This is a genomic window from Candidatus Pelagibacter sp. PS_28, assembly GCF_059417885.1.
In genome coordinates, this window is sequence record NZ_CM182070.1 from 113,015 (window position 1) to 130,385 (window position 17,371).

Genomic DNA, 17,371 nt, shown 5'->3' on the forward strand with positions numbered 1-17,371 from the left:
ATTTTATTGCCTTTTTTCTTAATTAATTAATAATTAAACAATCATATGAAAAATTATTTAAATTTTGAGACAGATATTAAAAATTTAGAGATAGAAATAGACAAACTTAAAGATCCTTATAATCAAGATGGTCTTTCAGAAGTAGATACCAAAAAAATATCTGAGTCTCAAAAAGAGATAGATAATAAGCTACAAGAAATTTACTCTAACTTAGACCCCTGGCAAACCACTCTAGTTGCAAGACATGAAGATAGACCTAAAGCAAAATTTTTTATTGATAATTTATTTGAAGATTTTATCCCATTGTCAGGTGATAGATATTATGGAGAAGACAAATCTGTATTAGCAGGATTTGCAAAATTTGATGAAAAATCTGTCTTAGTTATTGGCCAAGAAAAAGGGGACAGCCTTGAAAGTAGAATTGAAAGAAATTTTGGAATGATGAGACCTGAGGGTTACAGAAAAACAATTAGATTAATGAAATTAGCAAATAAATTTAACATTCCGATAATTTCTTTTATAGACACACCCGGAGCTTACCCTGGTGTAGGAGCGGAAGAAAGAGGTCAAGCAGAGGCAATTGCAAAATCAATTGAGTGCTGCATGTCTTTAAACGTCCCAACTCTTGCAATTGTTATTGGAGAAGGTGGATCAGGAGGGGCAATAGCACTTGCTTCATCTAACAAGGTAATCATGTTAGAAAATGCAATTTACTCAGTAATATCTCCAGAGGGCTGTGCCACCATTTTATGGAGAGACCCTAAAAGAACTTTAGAAGCAGCAAAAGCTATGAAATTGTCTTCAAAAGACCTTTTAGAACTAAAAGTAATTGATGAAATTATTCCAGAGCCAATTGGTGGTGCCCACAGAGATAGAGACCTAATATTAGATAACGTAAGAAAATCGATTGAAAAAAATTTGAATGAATTTTTTAACATGAGTGGAGAAGAAATTTTTAATCATAGAAAAAATAAATTTTTAACTATTGGAAGATCTAAAGGTTTCGTAAATCAAATAGACGATCTAAGTACACTCAGCATGAAAGAAAGTAAGGTTAATTTATTTATTAAAAACTTCTTTAAATCAAAGTTAAATTTAGCAGTTTTATTTGGAGTAATAGTTTTATCGGGCTATTTTATATTTTCTTTATAAGGCCCCACAACAGTTTTTAAACTTTTTACCTGTAGCTTCACATTTCTCATTTCTTGAAATTTTTTCATTTTTTCTTTTTATTAGTAAACATTTTGGATCGTTAGATGTTTCTTTTTTTAATGGTCTTGAAATACTTTCACTAGGTTCTTGAACTATTTTTAAATTTATTAAAATTGTAACAAAATCCATTTTCAATTTATTCAATAAGTTTTCGAAAAGAAAAAAGGCTTCTTTTTTATACTCAACTAATGGATCTCTTTGACCATAAGATCTTAGGCCAATAACTTGTCTTAGTTGTTCAAGATATTGAATATGTGACTTCCAGTTTAAATCTATACACTGAAGAAAAATTCTTTTTTCAACTTCTTTTGCTTTTTCTTCATCCAACATTTTAATTCTTTCATTTCTTGCTTCTAAAAATTTAGAATTAATTTTATTTTTGAACTCTTCATCTTTTAATTCAGTAACATTTTTAAATTCATTATCATCAACACTTTTTCCTAGTAAAGTTTTTAACTGATTATTAAATTCATTATTTTTAGTTGTTGATAGTTTCTGTGTTTTTAAGCTGATTAGATGACTAATAATTTCAGATAAGAATTCATCTGAATAATCAAAAACTTTTTTACTATTCATCACGCCATTCCTTTGAGAGAATATTACATGTCTTTGATCATTTAACACGTCATCAAATTTTAATAAATTTTTTCTTATATCAAAATTTCTAGCCTCAACTTTTTGTTGTGCCCTTTCAAGTGCTTTATTAATCCAGGGGTGATCAATACTTTCTCCATCTTTTAAGCCTAATTTTTGAAGAATATTATTCATAGATTCTGAACCAAAAATTCTCATTAAGTCATCTTCTAAACTAACATAAAAAATTGAACTTCCTTCATCACCCTGTCTACCAGCTCTTCCTCTGGCTTGGTTATCAACTCTTCTAGATTCCATTCTTTCTGTACCAATAACAAATAGTCCACCGAGTGATTTTATTTTATTTTTATTTTCTAAAAGCTCATCATCAGGTTGACTTCCTTTTTTTCCACCTAACTGGATATCAACACCTCTACCCGAGATACTTGTTGTGATTATAACTGAATTCATTTTTCCAGCATTTGCAATGATTTCAGCTTCATTTTCATGATTTTTTGCATTTAAAACTACATGTTTAATTTTTTCATCATTTAGTAATTTTGAATAAATTTCTGATTTATTAATGCTAGAAGTGAAAACTAATATAGGCTGACCTTGCTTGTGACACTCCAGAACTTTTTCAATGATAGCTTTATTTTTTTCTTCTTCAGTTCTAAAAATTTGATCATTCCAATCTTTTCTAATCATTTCTTTATTTGTAGGGATGATAACCACAACTAAATTATATATTTCATAAAACTCCTGAGATTCAGTTGCTGCAGTTCCAGTACATCCTGAAATTTTATTATAGAGCTTGAAGTAATTTTGATAAGTTATTGATGCTAGAGTTTGATTTTCAGCTTGAACATCTATTCTTTCTTTGGCTTCAAGTGCTTGGTGTAAGCCATCTCCAAATCTTCTTCCCTCTAATATTCTACCAGTAAGTTCGTCAATAATTTTTAATGTTCCATCTTTAACAATATAATCCTTTCCTTTTTCAAATAGATGATGAGCTCTTAAAGATTGATTTACATGATGAACTAAACTTAAGTTTTCAGGGTCATAAAAGTTATTATTTTTTAGAATTCCAGCATCAGAGAATATTTTTTCTACATTATTTATTCCCTCATTGGTAAGCAATATATTTTTATCTTTTTCATCAATCTCATAATGTTCTGGTAATAATCTTTTTATAAATTTGTCAATCGCAAGATATTGTTCTGTTTTGTCTTCAGCAGCTCCCGATATTACAAGTGGCGTTCTAGCCTCATCAATTAAACAAGAATCTATTTCATCCACAATAGTATAAACATGTCCTCTTTGAACCATTTGTTCTTTTGAAAATTTCATATTATCTCTAAGATAATCAAACCCTAATTCACTATTAGTTGCATATGTAATATCAAAATTATAATTTTTTTTTCTTTCAAGATCATCTTGGTCATTATTTATAAAACCAAAAGTTAATCCTAAAAATTTATATATCTCCCCCATTTCTTGCGAGTCTCTTTTTGCAAGATAGTCATTTACAGTAACTATATGCACCCCTTCTTCTGTCAGAGCATTTAAATAAGCAGCTAGACTTATTGTTAAAGTTTTACCTTCACCAGTTCTCATTTCTGCAATTTTGCCCTCGTGAAGCACAACACCTCCAAGTATTTGAACATCATGATGTCTCTCATTTCTTGTTCTCTTAGAAGCCTCTCTCACAAGTGCAAAAGCTTCAGGCAATAGGGTGTCTAAATTTTCACCATTTTTAAGTCTATCTTTCAATTCTGTAGTTTTTTTAGGAAAGTCTTCGTCACTAAGGTTTTTAACAGAAGCTTCTAAGGAGTTAACTTTTACAACTATTTTGTTAATTCTATCGAGCTCTTTTTGATTGCTAGATTTAATAAACTTTGTGATAAAATTTAAGGGATTAAGCATTTAATTTTCTGGTATATAATTAATTATAACTTTTAATATAAGTATTAAATAAATATTTTAAACACATGCCAATAAACGTTAAAAACTTTATAAACTCACTAAATTTAAAGTCAAAAAATAGTGACTTTCAAGATTTAGAACATCTAGATGGAGTTTCAATATCCACAGTTTGTGCAAATTTATACAGCAAACCCAGGGATGATTTGGTTATGTTTTATTTTAGAGACGGGGCAAACTATGCATCTGTTTATACACAATCAAAAATAGTTTCAGAGAACATTAAGTGGAATTTAAATATTAAAAGTAAAAAAATAAGCTCTCTAATTATTAATACTAGAAATGCTAATGCATTTACAGGATCAGATGGTTACAAAGGTTTAAAAGAAATAGCAGAAGAAGCAGCATTACAATTAACAAAAAAACAAACTGAAGACGAAGATTTTCCAAAGAAGATATCATCAAATCAAGTACTTTTTGGATGCACAGGGACAATTGGAGAAAAATATCCAACTGAAAAAATTAAAAAGAACATTCCAGAATTAATCAAAAAAATTAAATATACACAAAATAAATTTACCTGGATGAAAGCTGCATTAGGCATAATGACAACAGACCTACAGCCAAAAATTTCTATGGAGGAATGCAAAATAGGAAATAAAAATGTTAAGATTTATGGGATTGCCAAAGGATCAGGAATGATTTTTCCAAACATGGCGACCACATTAGGTTATGTTTTTACAGATGCAGATCTTTCAAACGATATTTTAAACAAACTATTAAAGAAAAATATTAATACAACTTTTAATGCAATTAGTTGCGATGGTGACACTAGTACTAATGATATGGTTTCTATTTTTTCAACAGGAAAAGTAAAAAACTCAATCATTAATAATATTAATGATAAAAAGATATTTAGTTTTGATAAAGCCCTACATTCAGTATTATTAAATTTGTCAAAAAGAGTGGTTAAGGATGGTGAAGGAGCTACTAAATTTATTACAATCAATATAGTTAAATCAAAAAGTGAGAAAGAAGCAAGAGTAATAGCTTTTTCTATTGCGAATTCAAATCTTGTTAAAACAGCCATCGCAGGAGAAGATCCAAATTGGGGTAGAATAATAATGGCCATAGGAAAATCTGGAGTGAAAATAGATTTAAAAAAATTAGCAATAAACTTTGGTGGTATTAAGATTATAGAAAAAGGACAAATTTTTAAATATTACAAAGAAAATGAAGTGGCTAACTATATGAAAAGTCAATCAATAGATATTTCAGTAAATTTAAATATGGGATCAAAAAGTTTTACTGCTTACACAATGGATTTAACAAAAAAATATATTGAGATTAATGCTGATTATAGAAGCTAATTTGATATTGAATTAACTTTATTAATTATTAACTATAAACCATGATCAAATACAAGCTCATATGTAAAGATTGTGAAACTACTTTTGATAGTTGGTTTTCATCGTCTAAGGAATATGAAAAACTTAAAAAGAAAAAATTCTTAAATTGTCATTTTTGTAATTCTTTAAATGTTGGAAAGGGCTTGATGTCTCCTAATGTGAATACTTCAAAAAATATTTTAACAGACATTGATTCATCCAGTGAAAAATATAAAGAAATAAAAAAAACAATTTATAAATATCAAGAATTTATAAAAAAAAATTTTGAATATGTGGGAGAAAATTTTGCTTATGAGGCAAGGTCTCTACATTATAAAGACAAAAAAAAAGCCAAAGGTATTTATGGTACCGCAACAAAAAAAGATCTTAACGAATTAAAGGAAGAGGGTATAAAAGCAGAAATACTGCCTTGGATAAAAGATACTACGAACTAATTTTTTATAAATTTTGTAATATAATTAACAGAAGTATCATTTGTTACTTTCCAGCTATTATCTAATATATTAAAATTCATTCCATCTAATTTTTTAAGAGATAGATTGTTTTTTTTACTTATATCTATTAGCTCACTAGGTTTAACAAATTTTTCCCAATCATGTGTTCCAATTGGAAGCCATTTTAAAATATATTCAGCACCCACTATTGCAAATACATAAGATTTTAATGTTTTGTTAAGGGTTGCGATAAACATTATTCCATTTTTTTTCAATAATTTTGAACTTTCTTTAATAAAAAAGTCTATATCATTAACATGTTCAACTATTTCCATGTTCAAAATTACATCAAATTTTTTTTTATCTTTTAACATCTCTGGAGATGCAACTTTATAGTCAATCTTAAGTTTATTTTTTTTTGCATGAAATTTTGCAACTTCAATATTTTTCTTTGATGCATCAATGCCAACAACACTTGCTCCTAGTCTGCACATTGGTTCAGATAATAACCCTCCACCACAACCAATATCAAGTAATTTAATATTTTTTAACGGCTTATCAGATGATCTAATTTTAAAATCTTTGATAATATTTTCTTTTATATATCTAATTCTTATTGGATTAAAATTATGCAATGGTTTGAATTTACCATTAGGATCCCACCATTCTTCAGCAATTTTGGAAAATTTCTCAATTTCTTTTTTATTTATTGAATTCATAATAGATAACTTGTGGACATAACAATTAAGATGTATTTTATCAAATATAAATTACAAAATTATCAATGAAAACTGTTGTATTAAAGTTCGGTGGAACCTCCGTTGGAAGTATAGATAGAATAAAGAGCGTAGCAAAAATTATTTCCTCTTACAAAAAGAAGAAAATGGGTGTCATTGTGGTTTCATCTGCAATGAGTGGCACAACCAATGAATTAATAAAAAAAACAAAAGAATTAAGTAATACCTTTGATGCAGCAGAATATGATGTTTTGTTAGCAACAGGAGAGCAAGCAACTTGTGCATTAATTGCTGGTAGATTAAAACACCTTGGTTTTAAAGCTAGATCATGGATGTCTTGGCAGCTACCAATTATTACAGAAGGACCTTATAGCTCTTCAAGAATTAGCAAAATCAATAAAGGAAAAATACTTAGTTTCATGAAATCAGGTGGAATACCTATCATAACTGGTTTTCAAGGCATTAACTTAGAAAATAGACTTACAACACTGGGCAGAGGTGGAACTGATGCATCAGCAATAATGCTTGCAAAATTTTTTAATACTGATGCGTGTGATATCTACACTGATGTAGATGGTGTTTATACTACAGATCCAAGAAATCATTCTAAAGCCAAGAAAATTCATAAAATTTCCTACGATGAAATGTTAGAGATGGCATCATTAGGCGCAAAGGTTATGCAACCTACATCTGTGCAAGATGCAAAACTAAATAATATTAATTTTTCAGTTAAATCTTCATTTCAAAAAAAGAAAGGCACATTAATAACTGGTACAAAAAAAACCTTCAGTAATCAAATAATAACTGGAATTACTTCTACAAAAAATGATTCTAAAGTTACGATTGTAGGTGTTAAGGACAGACCAGGAGTAGCAGCTGCTGTTTTTAAACCATTATCACTTAATCAAATTAATGTTGATATGGTAGTTCAAAATATTTCTTTAAATGGAAAAGAAACAGACTTAACTTTTACAATTAAATCTGAGGATGTAAAAAAAACAGAAAAAATAATTAAACAAAATAAAAGAATTTCATTTAGAAAACTTACGTATGACAATAATGTTTCAAAAGTATCTATTATTGGTGTGGGTATGATTACAACACCAGGAATTACCTATAGAATGTTCCAAGCTTTGGCTTCAAAAAATATTAACATAATGGTTATTTCAACTTCTGAAATTAAAATTTCAGTTTTAATTTCAAATAAACAGATAAAAAAAGCAGTAGCAGTGCTTCACAAAGAATTTAAGTTAGATTAACTTATGAGCTTAAGACCATTTAGAGACATTCATAGAAAAAAAACAAAAGTAATAAATGTTGGTGATGTAAAAATAGGTGGTGACAATCCTATTTCTGTTCAATCAATGACCAATACCTTAACAACCGATATTCAGGCCACAATAAAACAAATTAATGATATTCATGAAGAGGGTGCAGATTTGGTTAGAGTTTCTTGCCCAGATGAAGAGTCTTCATTAGCTCTTAAAGAAATTACAAAACATGTATCTGTTCCAATAATTGCTGATATTCATTTTCATTATAAAAGAGCAATAGAAGCAGCTGAAAATGGAGCAAAATGTTTAAGAATTAATCCAGGAAATATTGGTGATAAATTAAAAATACACGATGTACTTAGTGCTGCTAAAAATAATGATTGTTCTATTAGAATAGGTGTTAACGCTGGTTCTCTTGAAAAAGATATTTTAGATAAATATAAAGAGCCATGCCCAGAAGCTTTAGTTGAAAGTGCACAGAGGAATATTAAAATTTTAGAAGATCAAGATTTTTTTAATTTTAAGATAAGTGTAAAATCTTCAGATATCTTTTTATCTATTGCAGCATACCGTCAACTATCAAAAGTTACAGATTATCCATTACACCTAGGGATCACAGAAGCTGGAGGTTTTGTATCGGGTAGTGTTAAGTCATCAATAGGTCTTGGCTCACTTTTAATGGATGGAATAGGTGATACTATAAGAATTTCTTTGTCTGATGATCCAGTTAAAGAAATTAAAATTGGTAATGAAATATTAAAGTCACTTAATTTAAGAAATAGAGGTGTAAAAATTATATCTTGTCCATCATGTGCAAGACAAGCATTCCAAGTAATTGACACGGTAAAAATATTAGAAGATAAACTAGCTCACATCAAAACCCCTTTAACATTATCGATTATTGGCTGTGTAGTTAATGGACCTGGTGAAGCAGCGATGACAGATATAGGAATTACTGGAGGTGGGAAAGGTAATAATATGCTTTATTTATCTGGCATTCAAAGTGAAAAAGTTTTATCAGAAGACATAATATCAAGAGTTGTAAGTGAAGTTGAAAAAAAAGCTGCCGAACTTGATAAAAAATTATAAATACAATGATACCTCTAAAAACTATTGAAGATTTAATATCTAAGCATTCTATTTTGGAGAAAGAATTATCATCAGGTGAAGTGGATAAAAAACTTTTTGCTGAAAAATCAAAAGAATACTCAGATTTAAACGAGGTAATTGATGATGCTAGAAAATATTTTTCTTATGAGGAGGAAAAAAAAGATCTAGAGAAAATATTAAGCGATTCTAGCAGTGATAATGAGTTTAAAGAAATGGCTGAGGTAGAATTAAAAAATTTAAAATTAGAAAACGAAACTATAGAAAAAAAATTAAAATTATTTTTATTACCAAAAGATGAGGCAGATAAAAAAAATGCAATTATAGAAATTAGAGCAGGTACGGGAGGATTAGAGGCAAGTTTATTTGCTGCAGATCTTTTTAAGATGTATGAAAAAGTTAGTCATCAAAAAAAATGGGAATTAGAATTAATAAGTATGTCTCAGAGTGAGGCAGGGGGACTAAAAGAAGTTATTGCATCAATTAGGGGGAAAAATATTTATTCAACATTAAAGTATGAAAGTGGAGTTCATCGTGTTCAAAGAGTTCCAGATACAGAAACTCAAGGGAGAGTTCACACTTCTGCTGCAACAGTGGCCGTACTACCAGAAGCAGAAGAGGTTGATATAAAAATAAATGAATCAGACTTAAGAATTGATGTGTTTAGAGCTGGTGGCCCAGGTGGACAATCCGTTAATACAACTGATAGTGCTGTGAGAATTACTCATATTCCAACAGGATTATCTGTATCTCAACAAGATCAAAAATCACAACACAAAAATAAAGCAAAAGGGATGTTAATTTTAAGATCAAGACTTTATGAATTAGAAAGATCAAGAATAGAAGGCGAAAGATCCGAAGATAGAAAAAGCAAAATAGGAACTGGAGACCGTTCTGAAAGAATTAGAACATACAATTTTCCACAAGGTAGAGTAACAGACCATCGTATTAATCTAACCTTGCACAAACTTGAAGCTTTTTTAGAAGGTGAAGCCTTTGATGAAATGGTAGAAAGCTTAACGCTGCAAGCACAAGAAGAAAAATTGAGCAATCTTAATTAAAATGAATATAGAAAATGTTCTAAATGAAGGAATAGGTATCTTACAAAAAAATAAGATAGCCAATCCTCAACTTGATAGTGAGATATTATTATCCAACTCGATTAAAAGAGATAAAAAACATATCATTTTAAATCCTAAAGAAGTTTTGAACTCGGAGCAATTAGGAAAATTTAAAAGTTTAATTGAAAGAAGAAAAAAAGGTGAACCAATTGCTTATTTAATAAATAAAAAAGAGTTTTGGAAAGATGAATTTTTTGTCAATAAAGATGTGCTAATTCCAAGACCTGATAGTGAACTAATAATAGAACAGGTTTTAAAAATTTATTCAAAAGATGATCAACTACAAATTCTCGATATTGGAACTGGATCTGGATGCATACTTTTATCTATATTAAAAGAGAGATCTAATTTTTATGGAACTGGAATAGATATTTCTAAAAAAAGTATAAATGTAAGTAAATTTAACGCAAAACAACTAAACTTAACTAATCGTGTAAAGTTTTTTCACTCAAGTGTTGACAATTTTAATAATGGCAAATATGATATCATTGTTTCAAACCCTCCATATATTGAACAGTTAAGTTTAAAATATTTGGAAAAAGATGTAGTTAATTTTGAGCCAAAGTTAGCTTTAAGTGGTGGGTTTGATGGTTTTTCAAAAATCAGAAAAGTAATCAATAAGACAAATAATCTGATTAAGAAAAATGGTAAATTTATTTTAGAGATTGGTTTTAATCAAAAAAATAAAGTTATAAGAATATTAAAAGAAGAAGGTTTTTACATTAACAAAGCCATAAAAGATTATGGCAACAATGATCGCTGTATAATCAGCACTAAAATTTAAATTGAAAAAATATTATGGTAACATTTAGAAGTAATAACAGTAATAACAATAGAAGACCTCCATTTAGAAGCAATAATAATAGAAGACCTCCATTTAGAAGCAATAATGAAGGGTCAAAATTTTCTAACAATGATAATTTTCAAAGAAAAGTTCCAGGTAGAAATAATCATAATGCAGTTAAACTTATTGAAAAATACAATGATTTAGCGAGAGAAGCCTTAGCTAATGAAGATAAAATTTTATCTGAAAATTATTTTCAACATGCGGATCACTTTACAAGAGTTCAAAACGAGCAAGAAAGCCTTAGAATGGCTAGAGTAAATTCATCTGCAACTTCAACTATTAAGCCAGTAGATTCAGAAAAAAAAGTTGAAGAAACTATTAAAACTGAAGCTGAAACGATTAAAAAAGAAGTGACTGAACCTGAAGTTAAAAAAGTTGTAAAAAGTCTAGATAAAAAAGTGGTTGAAAAGAAAGTCGCTGCTAGTTAATTTTATCCAATAATTAATTCTGATTTTAAAACATCTAATTTAATTTTTTCTACCTCAAATATTTCTCTATCTTTTCCTTTAAGAGTTTTACCAGAAGGCAACTTTAATTTTTGAGAGTTAACTTTTTTTCCATTTACAACTACCTCATAATGTAGATGTGGACCTGTAGATTTTCCAGTCGACCCGACATAACCAATTATCTGACCTTGTTTTACTCTTATTCCTTCTTTTATTCCTCTAGCAAAATTTTTCATATGAGCATAAATAGTTTCATAAGTTGAATTATGTTTTATTTTGATACAATTTCCACCACCACCACACCATCTTGCTCTAGTTATCAGTCCACTTCCAGATGCCATAATAGGAGTACCCATTGGGGCCGCAAAGTCAGTTCCTCTATGCATTTTATTAAAACCATCTATAGGATGTTTTCTCATTCCAAATGCAGAAGAAAGTCTTGCACCATTAATAGGAGTTTTCATCAATGCTTTTTCAACACTCTTACCATTTTTATCATAGTGTCCTTCACTTCCTTTTTTTTCAAAATAATATAATGCATTATTTTTTCCACTTAGCTTTAGATCTGCAAAAATTATATTACCAGTCTCAAATATTTTACCATCATCATCTTCAAACACTTCATACATGATTTGAAAATTATCATTTTTCCTAATATCTCTTTGAAAATCAACTTGGAATCCATAAATTCTTGCAAACTCAATAATCAAATTTGGTTGAACGTTCAAATCAATAGCTGTTTTATATAAACTTTGTGTAATTTTTCCTTCTTTAAAAATAATTTTTTTATTTAAATTTGTAATAATTATTTTTTTTTCAAAAAGGTTATTATCTAGATTTCTTGTTAATTGAATTTTTTCTGTTCTAGAAACTGGAAATAAAAAAGAAGTAATTTTTTTATTATTTGATTGATCAATAGTAATTTTTATTTCAAGATTTGGCTGAAGATTATTTATATTATAATCTGAATTTAATTTTTTTTTGATCTGATTAATTTCTTCATTAGGTATTGAATAATTATTTAAAATTTTATCAAAGGTTTCACCACTAGAAATTTTATGATCAATATTTTCATATCTTGGAACTAGACTATCAAAAATTTGGTTAATACTTTTTTGGAAATAAATATTATTTATTAAATTTTTGTAATTTTCATTTATTAATACTTTTTTTTCGTTATAGATATTGGTGCTTGAAATCGCAATTAACAATAATAAGAAAAGAAAAGTAATCTCAACGTTTTTTTTTATTATTTTTATTATTTTATTTGAACTAAATATCATCTTGAACTTTGAATTATTAATTTAGTAATGACTAAAAATCAAAAAAAACCTAGTATTTATTGATATATTTGAGCATTTATTTAAATGCTAAATGCTTGATTTACTTTTATTTTAGCTTATAAGCAGCACACTTTCTCAGTAAAATTATTGTTTACTCAATAGATTAGTGAGGATTATTGGGTGTTTTAGACCCAATTAGCTATTTGAAAAGTAAAAATTTAAGAAGAGAAGTGTGGACGGTTAAGGTTACCAAAATTTGTCGTACACACTTCAAAATCGTATGGATTGTATTCTTACAATTTATATATGAAGCTAGTGTGCGCCGTTTTTTAACTTGAGAGTTTGATCATGGCTCAGAACGTACGCTGGCGGCACGCCTAACACATGCAAGTCGAACGAAGTAGCAATACTTAGTGGCAGACGGGTGAGTAACATGTGGGTATCTACCCTTTGGCCTGGAATAACACGAGGAAACTTGTGCTAATACCGGATAAGTCTTTACGGAGAAAGCTTTATGCACCATTGGATGAGCCCGCACTTGATTAGTTTGTTGGTAGGGTAATGGCCTACCAAGACTATGATCAATAGCTGATTTGAGAGGATGATCAGCCACATTGGGACTGAGACACGGCCCAAACTCCTACGGGAGGCAGCAGTGGGGAATCTTGCACAATGGAGGAAACTCTGATGCAGCGATGCCGCGTGAGTGAAGAAGGCCTTTGGGTTGTAAAGCTCTTTCGTCGGGGAAGAAAATGACTGTACCCGAATAAGAAGGTCCGGCTAACTTCGTGCCAGCAGCCGCGGTAATACGAAGGGACCTAGCGTAGTTCGGAATTACTGGGCTTAAAGAGTTCGTAGGTGGTTGAAAAAGTTGGTGGTGAAATCCCAGAGCTTAACTCTGGAACTGCCATCAAAACTTTTCAGCTAGAGTATGATAGAGGAAAGCAGAATTTCTAGTGTAGAGGTGAAATTCGTAGATATTAGAAAGAATACCAATTGCGAAGGCAGCTTTCTGGATCATTACTGACACTGAGGAACGAAAGCATGGGTAGCGAAGAGGATTAGATACCCTCGTAGTCCATGCCGTAAACGATGTGTGTTAGACGTTGGAAATTTATTTTCAGTGTCGCAGGGAAACCGATAAACACACCGCCTGGGGAGTACGACCGCAAGGTTAAAACTCAAATGAATTGACGGGGACCCGCACAAGTAGTGGAGCATGTGGTTTAATTCGAAGATACGCGCAGAACCTTACCAACACTTGACATGTTCGTCGCAACTCTAAGAGATTAGAGTTTTCGGTTCGGCCGGACGAAACACAGGTGCTGCATGGCTGTCGTCAGCTCGTGTCGTGAGATGTTGGGTTAAGTCCCGCAACGAGCGCAACCCTCACTTTTAGTTGCCATCATTAAGTTGGGCACTCTGAAAGAACTGCCAGTGATAAGCTGGAGGAAGGTGGGGATGACGTCAAGTCCTCATGGCCCTTACGTGTTGGGCTACACACGTGCTACAATGGCATCTACAACAGGAAGCAAAACGGCAACGTTAAGCAAATCCCGAAAAGATGCCTCAGTTCGGATTGCACTCTGCAACTCGAGTGCATGAAGCTGGAATTACTAGTAATCGTGGATCAGCGTGCCACGGTGAATGCGTTCCCGGGTCTTGTACACACCGCCCGTCACACCATGGGAGTTGGTTCTACCTTAAGGCAAGGTTTTAAACCCTTGACCACGGTATAGTCAGCGACTGGGGTGAAGTCGTAACAAGGTAGCCGTAGGGGAACCTGCGGCTGGATTACCTCCTTTCTAAGGATGAGTGAAAGTAAAATTTCACTCTAAATAATATACATCGGTAATGTTGACCGTCCTCATTTCTCTTCTTAAAGTAATGTTTCCTTCTTGTAGGGCCGGTAGCTCAGTTGGTTAGAGCACACCCTTGATAAGGGTGGGGTCGAAAGTTCGAGTCTTTCTCGGCCCACCAAAAACCTAAATGGGGGATTAGCTCATCTGGGAGAGCGCCTGATTTGCATTCAGGAGGTAGCAGGTTCGATCCCTGTATCCTCCACCAGGAAACATTTAGTTATTAAAACTGTAAATAAAAATAATTTATATCAATATCTATATCCGAACATTAAAAGTTATTATTTAATGTTCAAAATAAAAATTTGATCACAACATAGATAAATTTTCTGTTAAAAGAATTTTTTTCTGTGCATAAATCAAGCGTTTAAGGGCGTGTAGTGGATGCCTTGGCACTGAAAGCCGATGAAGGACGTGATATACTGCGATAAGTTTCGGGGAGCTGTATGTAAGCTTTGATCCGAAAATTTCCGAATGGGGAAACCCACCACTTTATGTGGTACTTTAAACTGAATACATAGGTTTAAAGAGACAACCTGGAGAACTGAAACATCTAAGTAACCAGAGGAAAAGAAATCAATTGAGATTCCGTTAGTAGTGGCGAGCGAACGCGGAGTAGGCCAGTAGTTTTGTTAGAAAAATTTGAATAGTTTGGAAATGCTAACCATAGAGGGTGATAGTCCCGTATGAGTAATGTCTAACAAAATTCTTGAGTAAAGCGGGACACGAGAAATCCTGCTCGAATATAGGGGGACCACCCTCTAAGCCTAAATACTCTTCAGTGACCGATAGTGAACTAGTACCGTGAGGGAAAGGTGAAAAGAACCCCTATTAGGGGAGTGAAATAGAACCTGAAACTGCATGCCTACAATCAGTCCGAGCCCTTTTTAGGGTGAGGGCGTACCTTTTGTATAATGGGTCAGTGACTTAATTTATTAAGCAAGCTTAAGCCATCTAGGTGTAGGCGCAGCGAAAGCAAGTCTTAATAGGGCGATTAGTTTAATGAATTAGACCCGAAAACGAATGAGCTTACCATGAGCAGGTTGAAAGTTGGGTAACACCAACCGGAGGACCGAACCAGTTGACGTTGAAAAGTCTTTGGATGACTTGTGGTAAGGGGTGAAAGGCCAACCAAATTCGTAGATAGCTGGTTTTCCGCGAAAACTATTTAGGTAGTGCGTCGAATAAATAGATGTTTAGAGGTAGAGCACTAAATGGGCTAGGGGGAAGAGATTCTTACCAAACCTAATAAAACTCCGAATGCTAGACATTGTTCTTCGGCAGACAGACTGTGGGTGCTAAGGTCCATGGTCGAGAGGGAAAGAGCCCAGACCACCAGATAAGGTCCCAAAATCATGATTAAGTGTGAAAGGATGTGGAAATTCCTTAACAGCCGGGAGGTTGGCTTAGAAGCAGCCATCCTTTAAAGATAGCGTAACAGCTCACCGGTCTAATAGAGTTTCTGCGCCGAAGATGTAACGGGGCTAAAATCATGTACCGAATCTGTGGCTTTGCAAAGTTTTCGAACTTTGTAAGGGGTAGCGGAACGTTCTGTAAGCCTGCGAAGGGATACCCGTGAGGGATCCTGGAGGTATCAGAAGTGCGAATGCTGACATAAGTAACGATAAACGAAGTGAAAAACTTCGTCGCCGAAAATCTAAGGGTTTCTATGCAAGGTTAATCCGCGTAGAGTTAGTCGGCACCTAAGGCGAGGGCGAAAGCCGTAGTCGATGGAAACAAGGTTAATATTCCTTGACCTGATGGTAGTGACGGATTTCGTAAGTTGTGAGTTCTTAATGGATTGAACTTGCCGCGAAGAGGTCCCAAGAAATAGCTCCATCATGAAGACCGTACCCGAAACCGACACAGGTAGATTAATAGAGTATATTTAGGCGCTTGAGAGAATGATGTTGAAGGAACTCGGCAAAATGCTTCCGTAACTTCGGGATAAGGAAGACCCTTTTGTAGGCAACTATGGAAGGGTGGCACAAGCCAGGGAGAAGCGACTGTTTATCAAAAACACAGGGCTCTGCTAACACGTAAGTGGATGTATAGGGTCTGACGCCTGCCCGGTGCTGGAAGGTTAATGCGGTTGGTGCAAGCTAACTTCTGAAGCCCCAGTAAACGGCGGCCGTAACTATAACGGTCCTAAGGTAGCGAAATTCCTTGTCGGGTAAGTTCCGACCTGCATGAATGGCGTAACGATTTCTCCGCTGTCTCCAACATCAACTCAGTGAAATTGAATTCTCCGTGAAGATGCGGAGTTCGCGTAGTTAGACGGAAAGACCCCGTGCACCTTTACTGCAACTTTACATTGGTGTTAGGAAAAACATATTTAGCATAGGAGGGAGACTTTGAAGCAAAGGCGTCAGCTTTTGTGGAGTCACCAGTGAAATACCTCTTTTGTTTTTCTTGACATCTAACCGCTAGCCGTCATCCGGCAGCGAGACATTGTATGGTGGGTAGTTTGACTGGGGCGGTCGCCTCCCAAATTGTAACGGAGGCGTGCGAAGGTAGGCTCAGAACGGTCAGAAATCGTTCGTAGAGTGCAATGGCATAAGCCTGCCTGACTGTGAGACTGACAAGTCGAGCAGAGACGAAAGTCGGTCATAGTGATCCGGTGCTTCTGAGTGGAAGGGGCATCGCTCAACGGATAAAAGGTACGCCGGGGATAACAGGCTGATACTGCCCAAGAGCTCATATCGACGGCAGTGTTTGGCACCTCGATGTCGGCTCATCACATCCTGGGGCTGGAGCAGGTCCCAAGGGTTTGGCTGTTCGCCAATTAAAGTGGTACGTGAGCTGGGTTCAGAACGTCGTGAGACAGTTCGGTCCCTATCTGCTATGCGTGTAGAAGAATTGAGAGGAGTTGACCCTAGTACGAGAGGACCGGGTTGAACATACCACTGGTGGACCTGTTGTGGCGCCAGCCGCAGTGCAGGGTAGCTAAGTATGGAAGAGATAACTGCTGAAAGCATCTAAGCGGGAAACTCACCTCAAAACTAGTTCTTCCTATAGAGCCGTGGTAGACCACCACGTTGATAGGCTGGATGTGGAAGCGCAGTAATGCGTGTAGCTGACCAGTACTAATAGCTCAATTGGCTTGATTTATGCACTGAAAAAAATTTTTATGATACTTGATACAT

General features: G+C 33.2%; 11 protein-coding genes, 2 tRNA genes and 2 rRNA genes. 12 read left to right on the top strand and 3 right to left on the bottom strand.

From position 1 onward, the window contains the following. The first annotated feature begins 45 nt into the window (after positions 1 to 45). Positions 46 to 1,152: an acetyl-CoA carboxylase carboxyltransferase subunit alpha gene (locus tag AC5SMR_RS00585; protein ID WP_494576990.1), complete on the top strand. Its 1,107-nt coding sequence runs from the start codon at positions 46 to 48 to the stop codon at positions 1,150 to 1,152. Here AC5SMR_RS00585 and secA read toward each other — a convergent pair. After that, a complete protein-coding gene (secA, locus tag AC5SMR_RS00590; RefSeq protein WP_494576991.1) occupies positions 1,147 to 3,711 on the bottom strand; it encodes a preprotein translocase subunit SecA in 2,565 nt (854 codons plus the stop codon). The two genes, AC5SMR_RS00585 and secA, sit on opposite strands and share 6 nt — an antisense overlap. A 65-nt stretch (positions 3,712 to 3,776) precedes the next feature. Here secA and argJ point away from each other — a divergent pair, with 65 nt between their 5' ends. Both argJ and AC5SMR_RS00600 read left to right on the top strand, forming a co-directional pair. Continuing rightward, positions 3,777 to 5,078, top strand: coding sequence for a bifunctional glutamate N-acetyltransferase/amino-acid acetyltransferase ArgJ (argJ, locus tag AC5SMR_RS00595; protein WP_271615983.1), 1,302 nt, complete (start codon positions 3,777 to 3,779; stop codon positions 5,076 to 5,078). A gap of 41 nt (positions 5,079 to 5,119) precedes the next feature. Then, a complete protein-coding gene (locus tag AC5SMR_RS00600) occupies positions 5,120 to 5,551 on the top strand; it encodes a DUF1178 family protein (protein ID WP_494576992.1) in 432 nt (143 codons plus the stop codon). Here the strand turns inward: AC5SMR_RS00600 and ubiG are convergent. Next, the gene (ubiG, locus tag AC5SMR_RS00605) at positions 5,548 to 6,270 is read right to left on the bottom strand and encodes a bifunctional 2-polyprenyl-6-hydroxyphenol methylase/3-demethylubiquinol 3-O-methyltransferase UbiG (RefSeq protein WP_011281767.1); all 723 of its coding nucleotides are present in this window, start codon (positions 6,268 to 6,270) and stop codon (positions 5,548 to 5,550) included. The genes AC5SMR_RS00600 and ubiG overlap by 4 nt on opposite strands. Before the next feature lie 65 nt (positions 6,271 to 6,335). On the opposite strand from ubiG, the gene AC5SMR_RS00610 reads away from it, so the two are divergent. Genes AC5SMR_RS00610 through AC5SMR_RS00630 form a run of 5 tightly spaced genes read left to right on the top strand, consistent with a single transcriptional unit; the run spans position 6,336 to position 11,065 of the window. Then, positions 6,336 to 7,547 (top strand): aspartate kinase, encoded by a 1,212-nt coding sequence (locus AC5SMR_RS00610; protein WP_494576993.1) that lies wholly within the window; start codon positions 6,336 to 6,338, stop codon positions 7,545 to 7,547. Positions 7,548 to 7,550: 3 nt separating this feature from the next. After that, the gene (gene ispG, locus AC5SMR_RS00615; RefSeq protein WP_494576994.1) at positions 7,551 to 8,651 is read left to right on the top strand and encodes a flavodoxin-dependent (E)-4-hydroxy-3-methylbut-2-enyl-diphosphate synthase; all 1,101 of its coding nucleotides are present in this window, start codon (positions 7,551 to 7,553) and stop codon (positions 8,649 to 8,651) included. Positions 8,652 to 8,656: 5 nt separating this feature from the next. Continuing rightward, positions 8,657 to 9,730: a peptide chain release factor 1 gene (prfA, locus tag AC5SMR_RS00620; RefSeq protein WP_494576995.1), complete on the top strand. Its 1,074-nt coding sequence runs from the start codon at positions 8,657 to 8,659 to the stop codon at positions 9,728 to 9,730. A gap of 1 nt (position 9,731) precedes the next feature. Next, positions 9,732 to 10,574, top strand: coding sequence for a peptide chain release factor N(5)-glutamine methyltransferase (prmC, locus tag AC5SMR_RS00625; RefSeq protein ID WP_494576996.1), 843 nt, complete (start codon positions 9,732 to 9,734; stop codon positions 10,572 to 10,574). A gap of 14 nt (positions 10,575 to 10,588) precedes the next feature. Continuing rightward, on the top strand, positions 10,589 to 11,065 hold the full coding sequence (locus AC5SMR_RS00630; protein WP_271563825.1) for a DUF4167 domain-containing protein: 477 nt from the start codon (positions 10,589 to 10,591) through the stop codon (positions 11,063 to 11,065). A 2-nt stretch (positions 11,066 to 11,067) separates the two neighbouring features. Here the strand turns inward: AC5SMR_RS00630 and AC5SMR_RS00635 are convergent, their stop codons facing one another. Beyond that, entirely contained in the window at positions 11,068 to 12,366 is a 1,299-nt protein-coding gene (locus AC5SMR_RS00635; protein ID WP_494576997.1) for a M23 family metallopeptidase, read from the bottom strand. 330 nt (positions 12,367 to 12,696) lie between these two features. On the opposite strand from AC5SMR_RS00635, the gene AC5SMR_RS00640 reads away from it, so the two are divergent. The 4 genes from AC5SMR_RS00640 (at position 12,697) to AC5SMR_RS00655 (ending at position 17,336) form a co-directional block, all read left to right on the top strand. Next, positions 12,697 to 14,171, top strand: a 16S ribosomal RNA gene (locus AC5SMR_RS00640). A gap of 98 nt (positions 14,172 to 14,269) precedes the next feature. Next, a tRNA-Ile gene (locus tag AC5SMR_RS00645) sits at positions 14,270 to 14,346 on the top strand. An 11-nt stretch (positions 14,347 to 14,357) separates the two neighbouring features. Further along, a tRNA-Ala gene (locus AC5SMR_RS00650) sits at positions 14,358 to 14,433 on the top strand. A gap of 149 nt (positions 14,434 to 14,582) precedes the next feature. Then, positions 14,583 to 17,336: ribosomal RNA gene (locus tag AC5SMR_RS00655) — 23S ribosomal RNA — on the top strand. Together the 16S and 23S rRNA genes with 2 tRNA genes alongside form the textbook arrangement of a ribosomal RNA operon. The last annotated feature ends 35 nt before the right edge of the window (positions 17,337 to 17,371 follow it).